Annotated in this window: 10 protein-coding genes and 2 tRNA genes; 7 read left to right on the forward strand and 5 right to left on the reverse strand. The window is 66.0% G+C overall.

Annotated features, from left to right (window positions below; translation table 11 throughout):
* Positions 1-2: 2 nt before the first annotated feature.
* The 3 genes from QCE48_RS08820 to rnr form a co-directional block, all read right to left on the reverse strand.
* The gene (locus tag QCE48_RS08820; protein ID WP_309785151.1) at positions 3-830 is read right to left on the reverse strand and encodes an N-acetylmuramoyl-L-alanine amidase; all 828 of its coding nucleotides are present in this window, start codon (positions 828-830) and stop codon (positions 3-5) included.
* A gap of 7 nt (positions 831-837) precedes the next feature.
* Complete coding sequence (rlmB, locus tag QCE48_RS08825; RefSeq protein ID WP_309785150.1) at positions 838-1,581, reverse strand: 23S rRNA (guanosine(2251)-2'-O)-methyltransferase RlmB; 744 nt, start codon at positions 1,579-1,581, stop codon at positions 838-840.
* Between the two features lie 111 nt (positions 1,582-1,692).
* Positions 1,693-4,161, reverse strand: a complete 2,469-nt coding sequence (gene rnr, locus QCE48_RS08830) for a ribonuclease R (protein WP_309785149.1) — start codon at positions 4,159-4,161, stop codon at positions 1,693-1,695.
* 274 nt (positions 4,162-4,435) lie between these two features.
* Between rnr and QCE48_RS08835 the strand changes: the two genes are divergently transcribed.
* Both QCE48_RS08835 and QCE48_RS08840 read left to right on the forward strand, forming a co-directional pair.
* Positions 4,436-4,522, forward strand: a tRNA-Leu gene (locus QCE48_RS08835).
* A 135-nt stretch (positions 4,523-4,657) separates the two neighbouring features.
* Positions 4,658-4,744: transfer RNA gene (locus QCE48_RS08840), tRNA-Leu, on the forward strand.
* A gap of 120 nt (positions 4,745-4,864) precedes the next feature.
* Here the strand turns inward: QCE48_RS08840 and QCE48_RS08845 are convergent.
* Together QCE48_RS08845 and QCE48_RS08850 are read right to left on the reverse strand one after the other, a co-directional pair.
* Positions 4,865-6,994, reverse strand: coding sequence for an EAL domain-containing protein (locus QCE48_RS08845; RefSeq protein WP_309785148.1), 2,130 nt, complete (start codon positions 6,992-6,994; stop codon positions 4,865-4,867).
* Complete coding sequence (locus QCE48_RS08850; RefSeq protein ID WP_309785147.1) at positions 6,988-8,574, reverse strand: methyl-accepting chemotaxis protein; 1,587 nt, start codon at positions 8,572-8,574, stop codon at positions 6,988-6,990. Before QCE48_RS08850 ends, QCE48_RS08845 begins: the two co-directional genes overlap by 7 nt.
* Before the next feature lie 565 nt (positions 8,575-9,139).
* Here QCE48_RS08850 and QCE48_RS08855 point away from each other — a divergent pair.
* From QCE48_RS08855 to QCE48_RS08875, 5 genes are all read left to right on the forward strand, one after another.
* The gene (locus QCE48_RS08855) at positions 9,140-10,360 is read left to right on the forward strand and encodes an MFS transporter (RefSeq protein WP_309785146.1); all 1,221 of its coding nucleotides are present in this window, start codon (positions 9,140-9,142) and stop codon (positions 10,358-10,360) included.
* A 191-nt stretch (positions 10,361-10,551) separates the two neighbouring features.
* Entirely contained in the window at positions 10,552-13,056 is a 2,505-nt protein-coding gene (locus QCE48_RS08860; protein WP_309785145.1) for an acyl-CoA dehydrogenase, read from the forward strand.
* A gap of 4 nt (positions 13,057-13,060) precedes the next feature.
* On the forward strand, positions 13,061-14,491 hold the full coding sequence (locus tag QCE48_RS08865) for a 3-oxoacyl-ACP reductase (protein WP_309788233.1): 1,431 nt from the start codon (positions 13,061-13,063) through the stop codon (positions 14,489-14,491).
* On the forward strand, positions 14,488-15,408 hold the full coding sequence (locus QCE48_RS08870) for a MaoC family dehydratase (protein ID WP_404982636.1): 921 nt from the start codon (positions 14,488-14,490) through the stop codon (positions 15,406-15,408). The genes QCE48_RS08865 and QCE48_RS08870 overlap by 4 nt, the downstream gene beginning before the upstream one ends.
* Positions 15,405-16,721, forward strand: a complete 1,317-nt coding sequence (locus tag QCE48_RS08875; RefSeq protein WP_309785143.1) for an acetyl-CoA C-acetyltransferase — start codon at positions 15,405-15,407, stop codon at positions 16,719-16,721. Before QCE48_RS08870 ends, QCE48_RS08875 begins: the two co-directional genes overlap by 4 nt.
* Positions 16,722-16,780: the final 59 nt, after the last annotated feature.

Here is a 16,780-nt window from a genome sequence, read left to right on the forward strand (position 1 = left end):
CTTTAGCGAAAGTATTTGTCGAGCAGGGCGGCGGCGATGGCGTCGCTTTCGGCGTCCGCGTCGCCGGCGTAGTCGCGCGGGCGGAAATGCATCTGGAATGCGCGGATGACGTGACGCGTCTTGTCGTCGAGGATGCCGTCGGTCGCCACCGTGTAGCCGTAGCGACGCAGCTTGTCCTGCAGCGCCTTGACGTCCGTCGGCGCCTTGGGATCGCGACCCGCGAGATGGCCTGCGACGTCGGCATCGTCGGGCCACGCGCCGACGCCCGCGTCGTACAGCGTGCGCCACGGAAAGAGCGGGCCGGGATCGATCTTGCGTTGCGGCGCGATGTCGCTATGGCCGACGACGCGCGTCGGCGGGATGCGATAGCGCGTGACGATGTCTTTCGAGAGCCGCACGAGCGCCTCGATCTGCGCGCCCGGATACGGCTGCCAGGTGCGGCCTTCGGGCGTATCGAGCGGACCGAGGTTCACGTTCTCGATGCCGATCGACGCCGCGTTCAGTTCCGTCGTCCCCTGCCATTCGCTGACGCCCGCGTGCCACGCGCGCTGTTCCTCGGGCACGAGCTGGTAGATGACAGGCTCGCCCTTTTCGAGCGCCGGTGCGTCCGGCACGACGTAATGCACGCTGACGTTCGGGCCGGTCAGGACTTCGATCGAGCCCGCCTCGCCGATCTCCGTGTAGTGCATGACGAGAAAGCGCACGCGGGAGTCGGCGCTCGTCGCGTGATGGCTCGTGTCGGCGACGTAGGTGCCACGGTCGATTCGGGTCACGGCGCAGGCAGAAAGGAACGCGCAAAGAAGCGCGGCGGCGGCAAAACGGAACGTCATCGATGCGTTATTTCTTCACCGACCGCTGCCGCACCGCTTCGAACAGACACACGCCGCTCGCCACCGACACATTCAGACTCTCGACCGTCCCCGCCATCGGTATGTTCATGATCTCGTCGCAGGTTTCGCGCGTGAGGCGGCGCATGCCCTCGCCTTCCGCGCCGACGACGATCGCAATCGGACCGTCGAGCTTCGTGTCGTAGAGGCTCGCGCTCGCTTCGCCCGCCGTGCCGACCACCCACACGCCCGCGTCCTTCAGTTCACGCAGCGCCCGCGCCAGGTTCGTCACGGTGATGTACGGCACGGTTTCGGCGGCGCCGCTCGCGACTTTCGCCGCCGTCGCGTTGAGGCCCGCTGAACGGTCGCGCGGCGCGATTACCGCGTGCGCGCCCGCCGCATCGGCGACGCGCAGGCACGCGCCGAGGTTGTGCGGATCGGTGACGCCGTCGAGCACGAGCAGAAGCGGCGTGCCCGAGACGCCGTCGAGCAACTCGGCGAGATTCTGCGCGAGCGGCATGTCATGCGCGCGCGCGACGACACCCTGATGCCCGACGTTGCCCGCGAGGCCCCACAGACGCGATTCATCGGCGGCGATCAGGCGCACGCCGGCTTCCTTCGCCGAGCGCAGGAAATCCGTCATGCGACGATCCTTGCGCGAGGGGTCGTACAACACTTCCTCGATCGTCGATGCATCTGCCCGAAGGCGCGCGGTGACCGCGTGAAAACCGTAGAGAACCTTGAGACGTGACATGACTCACCCAAACCTTTGAATAAAAAATCAAAACGCGGCCCGACGCGCTGTTCGCACATCGGGCCGCGCCGTATCGTTGATGACGCGCGAGGCCGGAAACGTATCCGCGCGTCAGCGCTTCTTGCGCGCCGCCCGTCCCGGCGACGCCGGCTTCGGCGCCGCGCCGTGCTTGCGCGCCGCGCCTGCGTCCTTGGTCGTCGCGAGCGCAGCGGAACCGCGCTTGCTGCCGCCGCGCCGCCGCGTGCTGGGCGTCTCGTCGTCGCCGGCGAACGGCCGCACGCGCGGTCCGGCCAACGCAGCGCTTGCCGCGTGCTCGGGCGCGCCCGGTGCGATGCGTCCCGAAGGCGGTTTCACCGGCGTGTCGCGCACGAGGCGGAAGTCGATCTTGCGCGAATCCAGATCGACGCGGCTTACCTGCACGCGCACGCGGTCCGACATCCGGTAGCGAATGCCGGTGCGCTCGCCGCGCAATTCGTTCTTGATCTCGTCGTACTGGAAATAGTCCGAACCGAGCTCGGTCACATGCACGAGCCCTTCGATAAAGAGCGAATCGAGCTGCACGAAGATGCCGAACGACGTCACGCCGTTCACCATCCCGCCGTATTCCTCGCCAAGCTTGTCGCGCATGAAATAGCACTTGAGCCACGCTTCGACGTCGCGCGAGGCTTCGTCGGCGCGCCGCTCATTCGACGAGCAATGCAGCCCCAGCTCTTCCCAGATCGCGACGTTGTTGCGCGAACGGCCGCGCGAGTCGTCGTCGGTCTTCTGCATCTCGCGCGCGGCTTTCGTGAGGCCGGTGCTGAGCGAAATCTCGTGGCCGATCGACGGCTGGTACTTCTTGCCTTGCAGGATCGCGTAGATCGCGCGGTGCGTGAGCAGGTCGGGATAGCGGCGGATCGGGCTCGTGAAGTGCGCGTACGCCTCGTAAGCGAGACCGAAGTGACCGATGTTGTCCGGACTGTAGACGGCCTGCTGCATCGAGCGCAGCACCATCGACTGGAGCATTTGCGCATCGGGCCGGTCGCGGATCTGCGCCATCAGCGACGCGTAATCGCTTGCGTGCGGCTTCTCGCCGCCCGTGAGCGTGAGGCCCACGCCGCGCAGGAACGCGCGCAGGTTTTCGAGCTTTTCCGGCGTCGGGCCCGCGTGCACGCGATAAAGCCCCGGATGCTTGTTGCGCTTCAGGAAATCGGCGGCGCAGACGTTCGCCGCGAGCATGCACTCCTCGATCAGCCGGTGCGCGTCGTTGCGATGGCGCGGCACGATCTGCTCGATCTTGCCCTGCGCATTCACGACGATATACGTCTCGGTCGTATCGAAGTCGATCGCGCCGCGCTTCTGGCGCGCCGCGTGCAGCGACTTGTAGACGCCGTAGAGATTTTGCAGATGCGGCAGCAAGTCGGCGCGGCGGGCCGCTTCCGGGCCTTTCGTGTTGGTCAGCACGGCCGCGACTTCGGTGTACGTGAGACGCGCCGCCGAATGCATCACGGCCGGATAGAACTGATACGCCTTGATCTCGCCGCGCGCGGTGATGACCATGTCGCAGACGAGCACGCAGCGATCCACCTGCGGATTCAACGAACACAACCCGTTCGAGAGCTTCTCCGGCAGCATCGGGATCACGCGGCGCGGGAAGTACACCGACGTGCTGCGGTCGAGCGCATCGACGTCGAGCGCCTCGTTCGGGCGCACATAATGCGAGACGTCCGCGATCGCCACCAGCAGGCGATAACCCGAGCCGCGGCCGACGGCCATCGGCTCGCAATAGACGGCGTCGTCGAAGTCGCGGGCGTCCTCGCCGTCGATCGTGACGAGCGGCACGTCGCGCAGATCCACGCGATGGCGGATGTCCACGGGACGCACTTCGTCGGGCAGCTTCGCGGCGATGGCAAGCGCGGCATCGCTGAATTCGTGCGGCACGCCGTACTTGCGCACCGCGATCTCGATTTCCATGCCCGGATCGTCGATATCGCCGATCACTTCGACCACGCGGCCGAGCGGCTGCGAATGGCGGCTCGGGAAATCGGTGAGTTCCACCGACACCACCTGCCCGACCTTCGCCTTCTTCGCGTTCTGCGTGATGAGGATGTCGTGGCCGATGCGCTTGTCTTCCGGCACGAGAATAAGCGCGCCGTTCTCGTTGATGAGCCGGCCGATGATGCGTTTGTTCGCGCGGTCCGTCACCTCGACGATGTGCCCTTCCGGCCGCCCGCGCCGGTCATAGCCGACGATGCGCGCGAGCACGCGGTCGTTGTGCATCACCTTCTGCATTTCGCCGTTGGGCAGGAAGAGATCGTCCTGGCCGTCGTCGCGAATCAGGAAGCCGAAGCCGTCGCGATGGCCCTGCACGCGGCCCGCCACGAAATTCGAGGGATGAGTGAGCTGATAGTGACCGCGCTTGTCGAGGCGGATTTGCCCGTCGCGCTCCATGGCGCCCAGTCGCTTGAAAAATCCTTCGCGCTCCTGGCGCTTGATCGACAGCGCTTCGGCGATGTCGTTCGCGGCGAGCGGCGTTTCGCTCGTGCGCAACACGCCGAGAATTTCTTCGCGGCTCGGGATCGGATACGGATATTTGCTCAAGGGCTTATCGATGATTTCTTCTCGTTGGACTGGTTCTGGCAGCGGGATGGCTGGCCGGGCCTGAGCGGCCCTGTCTGACTGATATCGGCGCGCCATGTCTGCGAGTCATTCTAACACCCGTCTTCGGGCCTTCATGGCAGGCGGCAAGACCGCGCAGCAAGGCTCGCCGCCCCGGCGCAACGGCCGTTCGGGACCGTGCGGCCTGCGGTCTCAAAATGCTTGACAGCCCGATTGGACAGGATATAATTTCGTTCTTTGCTGCACACGCACCCTTGCCCAGGTGGCGGAATTGGTAGACGCACTAGGTTCAGGTCCTAGCGGTGGCAACACCGTGGAGGTTCGAGTCCTCTCTTGGGCACCAAGATGTTTGAAAGAGCCACCTTCGGGTGGCTCTTTCGTTTTATGAGTGACTTCGAACCTGTTCGCCGCAGCCGCGACTTTTTCGATTGACACGGTTTCGCAACCCGCTAAAATAGCGGACTCGCTGTATCCCTTGGCCCAGGTGGCGGAATTGGTAGACGCACTAGGTTCAGGTCCTAGCGGTGGCAACACCGTGGAGGTTCGAGTCCTCTCCTGGGCACCAAGCACAGCACTCATGAAGTTCCGGTAGTTCGCGTAGTACGTCAAAAAGCCCGCCAAAGCGGGCTTTTTTGTTTCTGTCGGACGCTTTCCGACCCGGACCGAAGTCCGGATCGCTTCCGGTTCACATCTTCGCGATCAGCTCGCGGCGGGCGGCCAGATACGCCTCGCTTTTCATTCCCGCGCCCAACGCCAGTTCGACCAGTTCGCTTCCGGCCTTCGTGCCACACGGCGACGCGAGCAGGATCGCTTCGTCGTCGATGCAGTACATCGGATACGCACAATCCCGGCAAGACGCGCTCAATGCCCGCTTCATGCTGCGGTCGGCCTCGCAGCCGTCAGCGTGAAGCAGCGCCCGCGCTTCGCGAGAGACCACTGTGTTGAGCTGCACGCTCTCCTCCCAGATCACGAGTCGGGCAAGCTTGCCCAGCCGCCCGCCCGGCGCCGTCGATTGAGGCAACTTGCGGTCGCGGATCCAGCCCGCGACGGCCTCGGCGGGCATCGGACGCGCAATCGCATAGCCTTGCGCGCGATCCGCATCGAGGATCACGAGCGCCTCGATCAGGTCCTCCTCTTCCACGCCCTCCACGGTCACCGACATCCCGAGCGAATGGCCGAGGCGCGTCAACTGATAGATGAAACGCAAGGCATCGAGGCTGTCCTGACCGTCGAGCCTGACGATGCTGCGATCGATCTTGAACAAATCGAACGGCAATTCGCGCAGGCGGTTCAGGCTGCTGTAGCCCACGCCGAGGTCGTCCTGCGCCAGCTCGACGCCCAGGGACTTGAACTTCGCGATTTCGTCCAGTATGCGAATGCCGCGCGGCAACTCTTCACTTTCCAGAACCTCGAGCGTGAGCTTGTTCGGCACACAGCCGTATTTTTGCAGCGCCGCGCGGGTCGTCTCGACATAGCGCCGGTCCGTGAAGGCGGCCGGCGGAAGGTTGACCGATATGCCCAGGTCGAGGCCGTCGCGCAGCCACTCGTTGCGTTGCCGCAGCGCCTGATCCAGACCGCCAGTGAAAAGGCCGAGCAGGTCTTCGTGCGACAGATTCGCCAGGAACTGGCCCGGCGCCAGCGTGGCGTCGCCGTCCTGGAGCCGCGCGAGCGCCTCGACACCGCCGATCCGTCCGGTCCGGAGATCGACCAGCGGCTGGTAGTGCATCCGCAGACCGTCCGAGCGGATCAGGCCCGACAGTCGCTGCCGCACGGGATACGGCGTCGCCGCCGTGCTGCCGTCGAGCTGTTCGATCCGGCAGACCACGAGTTCGAGCATCGTCTGCACGAGCGACAGGAAGTCGGCCTGATCCGCGCCCGCGAAGCCGCCCGGAAGCACGCCGTAGACGATGAGAATCGCCCTCGGCTCGCGGGTCGCGCGCCGCACCGGAACGGTCGCCGCCGAGCGCAGGCCGGCCGCCAGCGCAAACGGGCTGAACGGCGTCATCCGGACGTCGGTCGCCATATTGATCACGCGATCGATCTCACCGCGGCGCCACGAAAGGATGATCGGCCGCTCCGACTGCCGGTCGGCATCGTCGCTGGCCGCGCCGACGTCGATCAATGCGTCGGCATCTCTCAGGTATTGGCCGATGCGTCGATCGGACACGGCTTCGAACTGGAAGAGCCCGCGCGCGTCGGGACGGCCGACCGCGCAGCCCGCGATCTCGGCGTGTGCGCCGAGAATCCCGACGACGCCTTCGATCAGGTCCGTGTAGCAGCGGACTTCGGCCGTCACGCGCGCAATCGAGGCGATTACGTCGTGGCGCGCATCCTGCAGAAACCGGTACGCCTCCATCTGGAACGCGAGATCGCGCGTCAGACGGCGCATGAGCGCGTCGAGCGCCGCGCCATGCAGCGCGGTATCGATTTCGCGTTGCAGCGCGTCGGCCAGAAGCGCGTAGGCGTCGATCAGATCTTCGCGGTCGAGCCCCGCGATCGCGTGCATGCGCCCCGCCCGATGCGCGATGTCCCGATGGCTTTCCTGCGTCAGTTGAACGTTTGCCAGCGCGAGCAGATGCTGCGTTTGCTGCTCCTTCACGCGCCGCGACTCTTCGATCGTCAGCGCTTCGAGCAGGCGCTTGGCTCGCGGCAGGCGCGCGAACTCGACATGCAATCGTTCGACGATGCCGGCAACGCTGGCTCGCAGGGCGTCGTGCAGCGACGACAGCGTGGCCGCGCTCGCGTCGCAGTAAAGCTGGAGATTTTCTTCGGCCGTTCGAGCGTCGGCCGCGGCGTATGGACCGTACCTCAGCATGTGAGGGCGAGCGGCCGGCGCGCTGCGGGCAGGACGCCGTCGCCGGCTGGCAGATGGAACGTCGAGATGGCATCGCTCATGTTGACGGCCTGCTCCTCGAGCGATTGCGCCGCGGCCGCCGCCTGCTCGACCAGTGCCGCGTTCTGCTGCGTCACGGAATCGATCTGGCTGATCGCCTGATGCACCTGATCGATGCCCTGGCTCTGCTCGTGCGACGCGGACGAAATTTCGCCCACGATATCCGCGACCTGCTTGATCGCGCGGATCACCTGCCCCATCAGGGTGCCCACCTCCGCGGCCTGTCTGGACCCGTCGTTGACCAGCACGGTCGACGCGTCGATCAGGTCCTTGATCTCCTTGGCCGCCGCGGCCGAGCGTTGCGCCAGTGCCCGCACTTCGCCCGCCACCACGGCGAAGCCTCGGCCCTGCTCGCCCGCGCGCGCGGCCTCGACCGCCGCGTTGAGCGCCAGAATGTTGGTCTGGAACGAAATGCCTTCGATCATCGTCGTGATGTCGGCGATCTTCCCGGAACTCTCGCTGATGTTGCCGATCGAGCGCATCATCGCCTGCATCGCGACGTGGCTGTCGTCGGCCATGCCGCTTGCCGAGGTGGCGAGCGAATTGGCCTGGCGTGCGTTGTCGGCGTTCTGCTTCACGGTCTGCGCGATCTCGGTCATGCTCGCGGCCGTTTCCTCGAGCGACGACGCCTGTTCTTCCGTGCGCGCCGACAGGTCCATATTGCCCGCGGCGATCTCGCGCGCGGCCGTCGTCACCGATTCGCTCGACGCCCGGATACCGCGCACGGTATCGGCCAGTTGCCGGCTCATGCGCTGCATCGCTTCGAGGAGCGGCGCGAACTCGCCGCGCGTGTCGACCACGATCCGGTTGTCCAGACGCCCGTCGGCGATTTCCTTCGCCACGCCGACCGAGCGCGTCAGCGGCGTCGAGATTGCGCCGAACAGATAAAGCGAGGTGCCGAGCATCAACGTCCCGCCCATGCACAGAAGCGCCACCGTGATCCAGATCATCTGCCGCGAGGTGTTGGCGCTTTCCGTGACGAATCCATTGCTCTGACGGACGTTCAGGTCGATGTCCTCGTCGAGCAGATCGCCCAGCGCGTTACCGGCGGGCAAGACGAAATCCCGCTGAAATTCGGTCGCTTCCTGATATGCGCCTTTTTCGACGAGCGACAGTTGGTGATCGACCAGCAGCTTGAATTTGCCGAGCTGGACCTGGATACGCTCGGCGACTGCGCGTTCGGCGTCGCTCGAAATGCCGGACGGGTAGTAGCTGGACCACATTGCATTCACCGTGCCCTCGAGCTTTCGGATCTTTTCCGGAATCTCCTTATCCTGCGTGGCCTGAAGTTGCCAAAGCAGGCGGCGAATCTGAGACTGGCTGATATGAACTCGCGAAAGCTGGTTCGTCGGAACCAGATTGCCCGAATAGGAGACCGACAGGTCGGTGCGCAGTTTGGAAATGGCGTCGATACCGAAAAGGCCGATCGCCAGCATCAGCGCCGCACAGATTCCGAACGAAAGAATGATTCGGAACCTGATCGTGTGTATGAAATGATTCATCTGATTATGCTCAATAATGGCGACAGCGGTCATCCGCTCGCCAATGGAAATGCAATGTGTGAAAAAAACGCGCAGGCGCCTCGCGGTACGCGTGCGCCGACCGGACACAGATTTCGCCCGGTCACTTTTAGGAGGTTCTAGGAAACGTCTCAGATTTATCCGATCTGACCGCATGATATGCGCGCCGCTCCAAGCAATCTTGATGTGGATCAAGGTTGTCGCGTTCTTCGTCGAACATAGGCGTTCCGAGAGCCTCGGTCCTTGACGAATCGTAAAACGTTCCCCGGCCGATTCATCTGACAAAACTCGAACTCCTTTCATCGCGCTTAATCGCGTCGAATAAGCGCATTGAAATCGAATGCCGGTTGTATTGATTATCGAATTCACGTGTTTCGATTATCGTTTCGAATACCGGCACCGCAAGCGGTTTATTAAACACCGGCGTACACTCGCCCGTGCCCCTCGCTCGGGCGCCCTGTGCGGCCGGTCCACGCCGGATCACGGTTTTGCTTCTTCCGGCCGCATCGCTTTTCCCATCAAATCGATTCGAACGGAGACCACGGCGATGAGCTGGACGCGAGAACAGAGAAACGTAACGATTGCCGCCTATCTCGGCTGGACACTCGATGCCTTCGATTTTTTCCTGATGGTTTTCGTCTTGAAGGACATAGCCGCCGAATTCAATACGAAAATCCCCGAGGTGGCATTCGCGATCACGCTGACGCTCGCGATGCGCCCCATCGGCGCGCTGATCTTCGGGCGCCTCGCCGACAAGTTCGGCCGCCGCCCGACGCTGATGATCAACATCGCGTGCTATTCGCTGCTCGAACTGCTCTCGGGGTTGTCGCCGAACCTGCTGACGCTGCTCGTGCTGCGGTCGCTCTTCGGCATCGCGATGGGCGGCGAATGGGGCGTCGGCTCCGCGCTGACGATGGAAACCGTGCCGCCCAAGTCGCGCGGATTCGTCTCGGGGCTGCTGCAGGCGGGCTATCCGAGCGGCTATCTGCTCGCGTCGATCGTCTTCGGCGTGCTGTATCAGTATGTCGGCTGGCGCGGGATGTTCTTTATCGGCGTGGCGCCCGCACTGCTCGTGCTCTACGTGCGCGCGCACGTGCCCGAGTCGCCGGCATTCAAGGCGATGGAAAAGCAGCCGCGCCCCGGCCTCGTCAAGACGCTCAAACAGAACTGGACGCTCTCCGTCTACGCGATCGTGCTGATGACCGCGTTCAACTTCTTCTCGCACGGCACGCAGGATCTCTATCCGACGTTCCTGCGCGAGCAGCATCATTTCGATCCGCACATGGTCTCGCTGATCACGATCACACTGAACATCGGCGCGATCGTCGGCGGGCTTTTTTTCGGGGCGATGTCGGAGAAGATCGGACGGCGCCGGGCAATCTTCATCGCGTCGCTGATCGCCTTGCCGGTGCTGCCGCTGTGGGCGTTCTCGAGCGGGCCGCTCGCGCTCGCGGCGGGCGCCTTCCTGATGCAGATTTCCGTGCAGGGCGCGTGGGGCGTGATTCCCGTGCACCTGAACGAGATTTCGCCCGACGAGATTCGCGCGACCTTCCCCGGCCTCGTCTATCAGTTGGGGAATCTGCTCGCGTCGGTGAACGCGACGATGCAGGCGTCGCTCGCGGTCAGCCACGACAATAACTACGGGATGGCGATGGCGATCGTCGCGGGGACGGTCGCGGTGGTGATCGCCGTGCTCATTCTATTCAGCCGCGAGCGCCGTGGGGTCGACATGACGCAGTCGGCGCGGGGCGTCACGGCGGCGACGTAGCTTGCCGCGAGTTCTGTACGCGACCACCGAAAGGCGCCTCCGGGCGCCTTTTTCGCATTCTGGCGCCCCGCCGGACGATCTAGAGGAAAGACTCGGTTCGCGCGTGCAGACGTCCGCAGGAACGCCCCCTGCTGCTCCAGCCCGCCTAATCTGTAGTAGAAACGACAAGACATCGCACAAGGGGGAACGTCATGGCAGCAGGTTTCGTGGTTGCGTTCATCGTCATGAGCGGCGCGCTCGTGTACATGCGGGCGAGCGCTCTCGCCTGGCTCGCCTGGATGATCGTATGGGTAGCGTTCGGCTGGTTCGCGGGCATCACCGGTCCGGTCGCCAGCGCGCTTCTCGCCGTGCTCTTCGTGGTTCCGGCGCTCGTGCTCGCCATCAAGCCGCTGCGGCGCGCGCTCGTCAGCCAGCGGGTGCTCGGCGTGTTTCGCAAGATCCTGCCGGAAATGTCGCCGACCGAGCGCGACGCCATCGAAGCCGGCACGGTCTGGTGGGACGCCGAGCTCTTTTCCGGCCGCCCGCATTGGGATTCGCTGCTCGCCCACGGCCCGGCGAAGCTCAGCGCGGAAGAACAAAGCTTCATCGACAACGAATGCACGCGCCTCTGCGATCTCGCGAGCGACTGGGACACCACCGCCGTCTGGCAGGACCTCTCGTCCGAGACCTGGCGCTATATCAAGGACAACGGTTTTCTCGGCATGATCATCCCGAAGCAGTATGGCGGCCGGCAGTTCTCCGCCTACGCGCATTCGCAGGTCATCATGAAACTCGCGACGCGCTGCTCGGCCGCCGCCGTCTCGGTGATGGTGCCGAATTCGCTCGGCCCCGCCGAGCTGCTCATGCACTACGGCACCGAGGAGCAGAAGAATCACTACCTACCGCGTCTAGCCCGCGGCGACGACATCCCATGCTTCGCGCTGACGAGCCCCTACGCCGGCTCGGACGCCGCCGCGATTCCCGACATCGGCGTCGTCTGCCGGGGCATCCATGAAGGGCGCGAGACGCTCGGCTTCCGGCTCACCTGGGACAAGCGCTACATCACGCTCGGTCCGGTTGCGACCGTGCTCGGCCTCGCCTTCCGCGCGCTCGATCCCGACCGTCTGCTCGGCGAAGGCGACGAACCCGGCATCACCTGCGCGCTGATCCCGACGAACCATCCTGGCGTGAACATCGGCCGGCGCCACTGGCCGCTCAACGCCGTGTTCCAGAACGGCCCGAACTGGGGCCGCGACGTCTTCATCCCGATCGACTGGGTGATCGGCGGCCGCGCGCAGGTCGGCAACGGCTGGCGCATGCTGATGGAATGCCTTGCGGCGGGCCGCGCGATCTCGCTGCCGTCGTCGAATGTGGGGATGGCGAAGCTCGCCGTGCGCGGCACCGGCGCCTACGCCGCCGTGCGCCGTCAGTTCCGCACGCCCATCGGCCAGTTCGAGGGCGTGCAGGAAGCGATGGGCCGCATGGGCGGCAATCTCTATGTCATGGACGCGGCGCGCAAACTCTCGGCGCAGGCGGTCGATCTCGGCGAGAAGCCTTCCGTGATTTCAGCGATCGCGAAGTATCACATCACCGAGCGCGCCCGCAAGGTCATCAACGACGGCATGGATGTGGTCGCCGGCAAGGGCATCTGCATGGGACCGTCGAACTTTCTCGCGCGCGCCTATCAGCAGGTTCCGATCTCGATCACCGTCGAAGGTGCGAACATTCTGACGCGCTGTCTCATCATCTTCGGACAGGGCGCGATCCGCTGTCATCCGTATGTGTTGAAGGAGATGGCCGCGACCCGCGAGCCCGACCACGAAAAAGCCGTGCGCGACTTCGACGACGCGTTCTTCGGCCACGCGAGCTTCGTCGCGTCGAATGCGATGCGCAGCCTCGTGTTCGCGTTCGGCGGCAGCGCGCTGATCCCGAGGCCCGTGCAGGCCGACACGCGCCTCGTCCCCTACTATCGCGCGGCGACGCGCCTGTCGACCGCGTTCGCCCTGCTCGCCGACGTGTCGATGCTCGTGCTCGGCGGCGAACTGAAGCGCCGCGAGCGGCTGTCGGCGCGCCTCGGCGACGTGCTGTCCCAGCTTTACCTGATCTCGGCGACGCTCAAGCGTTTCCAGGACGACGGCCGTCCCGAGACCGATCTGCCGCTCGTGCGCTGGGGCGTCCAGGACGCGTTGCACCAAGCGCAGGTCGCGCTTTCAGGCGTGCTCGACAACTTCCCGCATCGCGCGACGGCGGGCCTCGTACGCGCGCTCGTGTTTCCGTTCGGGCTGCCGTATCGCGTGCCGGGCGACGCGCTCGCGAGCGGCATCGCCGAACTGATGCAGATCCCGGGCGAAGCGCGCGAGCGTCTGATCGCCGATTCCTACGCGCCGCCCGCCGACATCAATCCGCTCGGCTACGGCGAACTCGTCTTCGCGCTCAGTCCGCGCTTCGACGCCATCGAGCGCAAACTTCGGCCCGAGGTGAAGGCGGGGGCGCTGCGGCCGATGCCGCAAAGCCTGCCCGAGATCGACGCGTGGGCCGCGGAGGCCGAGGCGCGCGGCCTGATCGATGCCGGCCAGCGCCAGGTGCTCGTCGATTACGCGCGTTATGGCGCCGAACTCGTGAAGGTCGATGACTTCCCCGCCGATTTCGGTATGCTCGACGCATTGCTCAGGCGCAAGGAAGCGCTCGAGCGGGAACCGGAAGAGGTGCTTGCCTGAGATCATGAAAGACCGCTATCTCGAGTTCGTGAATTCTTCGTTCGGCGCGGGCTTCGCCCGTTCGGTCGGCTTGCCGAAGCCGGAAGTGCTGCGCCGTCACCGGCCGGAGCGGCCGGAATTCGGGGGCATCGTCGCGATCGGCGCGGGGCCGTCGCCCGCGCTCTTCGACGCGCTGATCGACGTGCTGCAGGCGATCGGCATGACGAGCGTCGCGCACGGCAGCGCCGCGAACTGGCTGCCGCTCGCGAACCGGCACGGCGCGATGAGCGGCCGCTTCGAGCCGCATCGGCGCGATGCGGTCGCGAGCGACCGCGTAGAAGCGTTGATCTTCGATGCGACGGGCATCGCCGAGAGCAGCGAACTCGGCGCGCTCTACGGCTTTTTTCACGACGCGTTGCGTTCGGTGGCGAGAAGCGGGCGCATCGTCGTGCTCGGGCGGCTACCCGAAACGTGCGCGAATCCGCGCGCATGGACCGCGCAGCGGGCGCTCGAAGGCATGACGCGCTCGCTCGGCAAGGAAGCGCGCGGCGGCATTTCGGCGAATCTGCTGCAAGTGGCGGTCGGCGCCGATATCGAAGGCGCGTTGCGCTTTTTCCTCTCGCCGCGCTCGGCGTATGTGTCCGGACAGGCGATCCGCATCGAAGCGGCGAGCGTCACGCGCCCCGCCGACTGGTCGCGTCCGCTCGAAGGCAGGCGCGCGGTCGTGACGGGCGCGGCGCGCGGCATCGGCGCGTCGATTGCGGGCGTGCTGGCGGCGCTCGGCGCGCAGGTGACCGGCGTCGACATTGCGCCCGCCCGCGACGCGCTCGACCAGACAATGCTTGCGATCGAGGACCAGTCGCCCTCGGGCGGCGCGCACGCGGCCCTCGTCGCCGACATCGGCGCGCCCGACGCGCCCCTGGAACTCGCGGCGGCGCTCCTCGCGACGGGCGGCATCGACATCGTCGTGCACAACGCCGGCATCACCCGCGACAAGACCATCGCGAAAATGACGAAGGACGCGTGGGACAGCGTGATCGACATCAATCTCGCGGCGCAGGAGCGCATCGACGACGCGCTCCTCGCACACAACGTGCTCCATGACGGCGGCAGGATCGTCGGCGTGTCGTCGATCAGCGGCATCGCGGGCAATCCCGGACAAACCAATTACGCGACGTCCAAGGCGGGCGTGATCGGCCGCGTCAACAGCATGGCGGGCGTATTGCGGTCGCGCGGCATCACGATCAACGCGGTCGCGCCGGGTTTCATCGAAACGCAGATGACCGCGAAGATGCCGTTCGCGATCCGCGAGGCCGGACGCCGCATGAATTCGATGAGCCAGGGCGGCCTGCCGGTCGATGTCGCCGAGACGGTCGGATGGCTCGCGAGCCCGGCGTCGGCGGGCGTCACCGGCCAGGTGGTGCGCGTGTGCGGCCAGAGCCTGATCGGAGCATGACGATGCATGCGCTTTCGGCCGCACGCCCCCGCACGGTCGTCGTCGAGACGCTGCCGCCGCCCGCGAAGCTCTATGGACGCGCGCTGCCCGGGCTCTTCAAGCGCCCGCATGCGTCGGCGCAAATGCCGGCGATGCGGCTCGTGCGGCCCGCCGTCGCGCTCGATCCCGAGCAGATCGGCCGCTATGCGCGCGTGTGCGGCTTCATCCCGGAACACGGCGTGCCGCTCTTGTTTCCGCACGTGCTCGCGTTTCCGCTGCATCTGATGCTGCTCACCGATCCGGCGTTTCCGTGGCCGGCCGTCGGCATCGTGCATCTGGCGAATTCGGTGCGGATGCGGCGGGCGCTGTCGGCGGGACAGAGTTTGCGCATCGAAGTGGAAAGCGGGCCGGTCGTCGCGCACGAGAAGGGACAGGCGTTCACGCTGCATACGCGGATCTATCGACGCGGCGAAGCCGTCTGGGACGGCGACAGCGTCTATCTGAAGCGCGGCGCGCACGGCGCGGGCGCGGGCGCGGCTTCGGTCGAAACGGGCGCGCCGCCCTCGCCGGCCGCAATGCCGCCGCTCACACGCGAGGCGCGCTGGCAGCTTCCCGCGCAACTCGGGCGCGACTACGCGAAGGCGTCCGGCGACTTCAATCCGATCCACCTGCACGCGCTGACGGCGAAGGCGTTCGGCTTTCCGCGCGCGATCGCCCACGGCATGTGGACGCTCGGCCGCACGCTCGCGGCGCTGCATCCGTCGAAGGCACTGGCGGCGGCAAGCGCCCACGGCGACTTCAAGCTGCCGATCTTCCTGCCCGGCGAAACCACGCTCTGGAGCGCGTCGCCCGCGGCGATGAAGCGCGACTTCGAAGTGCGCGACCTCGCCGGCGTCCGGCCGCATCTGCGTGGACACTTCGAATGGGAACTGCCATGAGCGCGCCCGACCTTCCCGCCGTGCGCCGCGTCGCGATCGTCGGCAGCAACCGGATTCCGTTCGCGCGCTCGAACACGGCTTACGCGACGGCGTCGAACCAGGACATGCTGAGCTTCGCGCTGCAAGGTCTCATCGACCGCTACGACCTGCACGGCCTGCGCCTCGGCGAAGTCGCGGCGGGCGCGGTCATCAAGCATTCGCGCGATTTCAACCTCACCCGCGAATCGCTCCTGTCGACGACGCTCGCGAAGGAAACGCCCGCCTACGACGTGCAGCAGGCCTGCGGCACCGGGCTCGAAGCGGTCATCCTGGTCGCGAACAAGATCGCGCTCGGGCAGATCGACGCAGGCATCGCGGGCGGCGCCGATACGACTTCCGATGCGCCCATCGGCGTGAACGAGCGCATGCGCAAGATCCTGCTCGAAGCGAACCGCAGCCGCTCGGCGGCCCAGCGCGCGAGCGCGTTCGCGAAACTGCGGCCCGGCATGCTGTTCAGGCCGCAGTTGCCGCGTAACGCCGAGCCGCGCACGGGGCTCTCGATGGGCGAGCACTGCGAGCTGATGGCGAAACGCTGGAAGATTTCGCGCGAGGCGCAGGACGCGTTTGCGCTTGCGAGTCATCGCAAGCTCGCGGCTGCCTACGAGCGCGGCTTTCTTAACGACCTGATGACGCCGTACAAGGGCCTCGCGCGCGACAACGCGCTGCGCCCGGACATCGGCATCGACCGGCTCACGGCGCTCAAACCCGTCTTCGACCGCGACGCCGGCACGCTGACCGCGGGCAACTCGACGCCGCTCACCGACGGCGCGTCCGCCGTACTGCTCGCGTCCGTCGACTGGGCGGCCGCGCGCGGCCTGCCCGTGCTCGCGTACCTGAGCTTCTCAGAGACGGCGGCAGTCGACTACATCGACAAGAAGGAAGGCCTCCTGATGGCGCCCGCCTACGCGGTGCCGCGCATGCTGGCGCGCGCGCAGCTCGGCCTCGGCGACTTCGACTTCTACGAGATCCACGAGGCGTTCGCGGCGCAGGTGCTCTGCACGCTCGCCGCCTGGGAAGACGATGAATACTGCCGCACGCAACTGGGCCTCGCCGGGCCGCTCGGGTCGATCGACCGCGCGCGGCTCAACGTGAACGGCAGCTCGCTCGCGACCGGCCATCCGTTCGCCGCGACGGGCGGACGGATCGTCGGCATGCTGGCGAAGCTGCTCGCAAACGCGCCGCCGCGCGCAGACGGCCGCCCGCCGCGCGGCCTGATCTCGATTTGCGCGGCGGGCGGCCAGGGCGTGGTCGCGATCCTGGAGCGGGCGCCCTGAAAGAATCGGAAAGCGGACGAGCGGAACGTTACGCGCGCATTACAACTCGAAGCAATAAC

The sequence above is a fragment of the Caballeronia sp. LZ024 genome, assembly GCF_031451455.1.
In the GTDB taxonomy this organism is placed as follows: Bacteria; Pseudomonadota; Gammaproteobacteria; order Burkholderiales; family Burkholderiaceae; genus Caballeronia; species Caballeronia telluris.

What these genes read in the sequence shown, in the direction of transcription:
- QCE48_RS08845 (WP_309785148.1), bottom strand. Translation starts at nt 6,994, where the DNA reads ATGCTGAGGTACGGTCCATACGCCGCGGCCGACGCTCGAACGGCCGAA.
- QCE48_RS08865 (WP_309788233.1), top strand. Translation starts at nt 13,061, where the DNA reads ATGAAAGACCGCTATCTCGAGTTCGTGAATTCTTCGTTCGGCGCGGGC.
- QCE48_RS08860 (WP_309785145.1), top strand. Translation starts at nt 10,552, where the DNA reads ATGGCAGCAGGTTTCGTGGTTGCGTTCATCGTCATGAGCGGCGCGCTC.
- QCE48_RS08850 (WP_309785147.1), bottom strand. Translation starts at nt 8,574, where the DNA reads ATGAATCATTTCATACACACGATCAGGTTCCGAATCATTCTTTCGTTC.
- QCE48_RS08820 (WP_309785151.1), bottom strand. Translation starts at nt 830, where the DNA reads ATGACGTTCCGTTTTGCCGCCGCCGCGCTTCTTTGCGCGTTCCTTTCT.
- QCE48_RS08875 (WP_309785143.1), top strand. Translation starts at nt 15,405, where the DNA reads ATGAGCGCGCCCGACCTTCCCGCCGTGCGCCGCGTCGCGATCGTCGGC.
- rlmB (WP_309785150.1), bottom strand. Translation starts at nt 1,581, where the DNA reads ATGTCACGTCTCAAGGTTCTCTACGGTTTTCACGCGGTCACCGCGCGC.
- QCE48_RS08870 (WP_404982636.1), top strand. Translation starts at nt 14,488, where the DNA reads ATGACGATGCATGCGCTTTCGGCCGCACGCCCCCGCACGGTCGTCGTC.
- QCE48_RS08855 (WP_309785146.1), top strand. Translation starts at nt 9,140, where the DNA reads ATGAGCTGGACGCGAGAACAGAGAAACGTAACGATTGCCGCCTATCTC.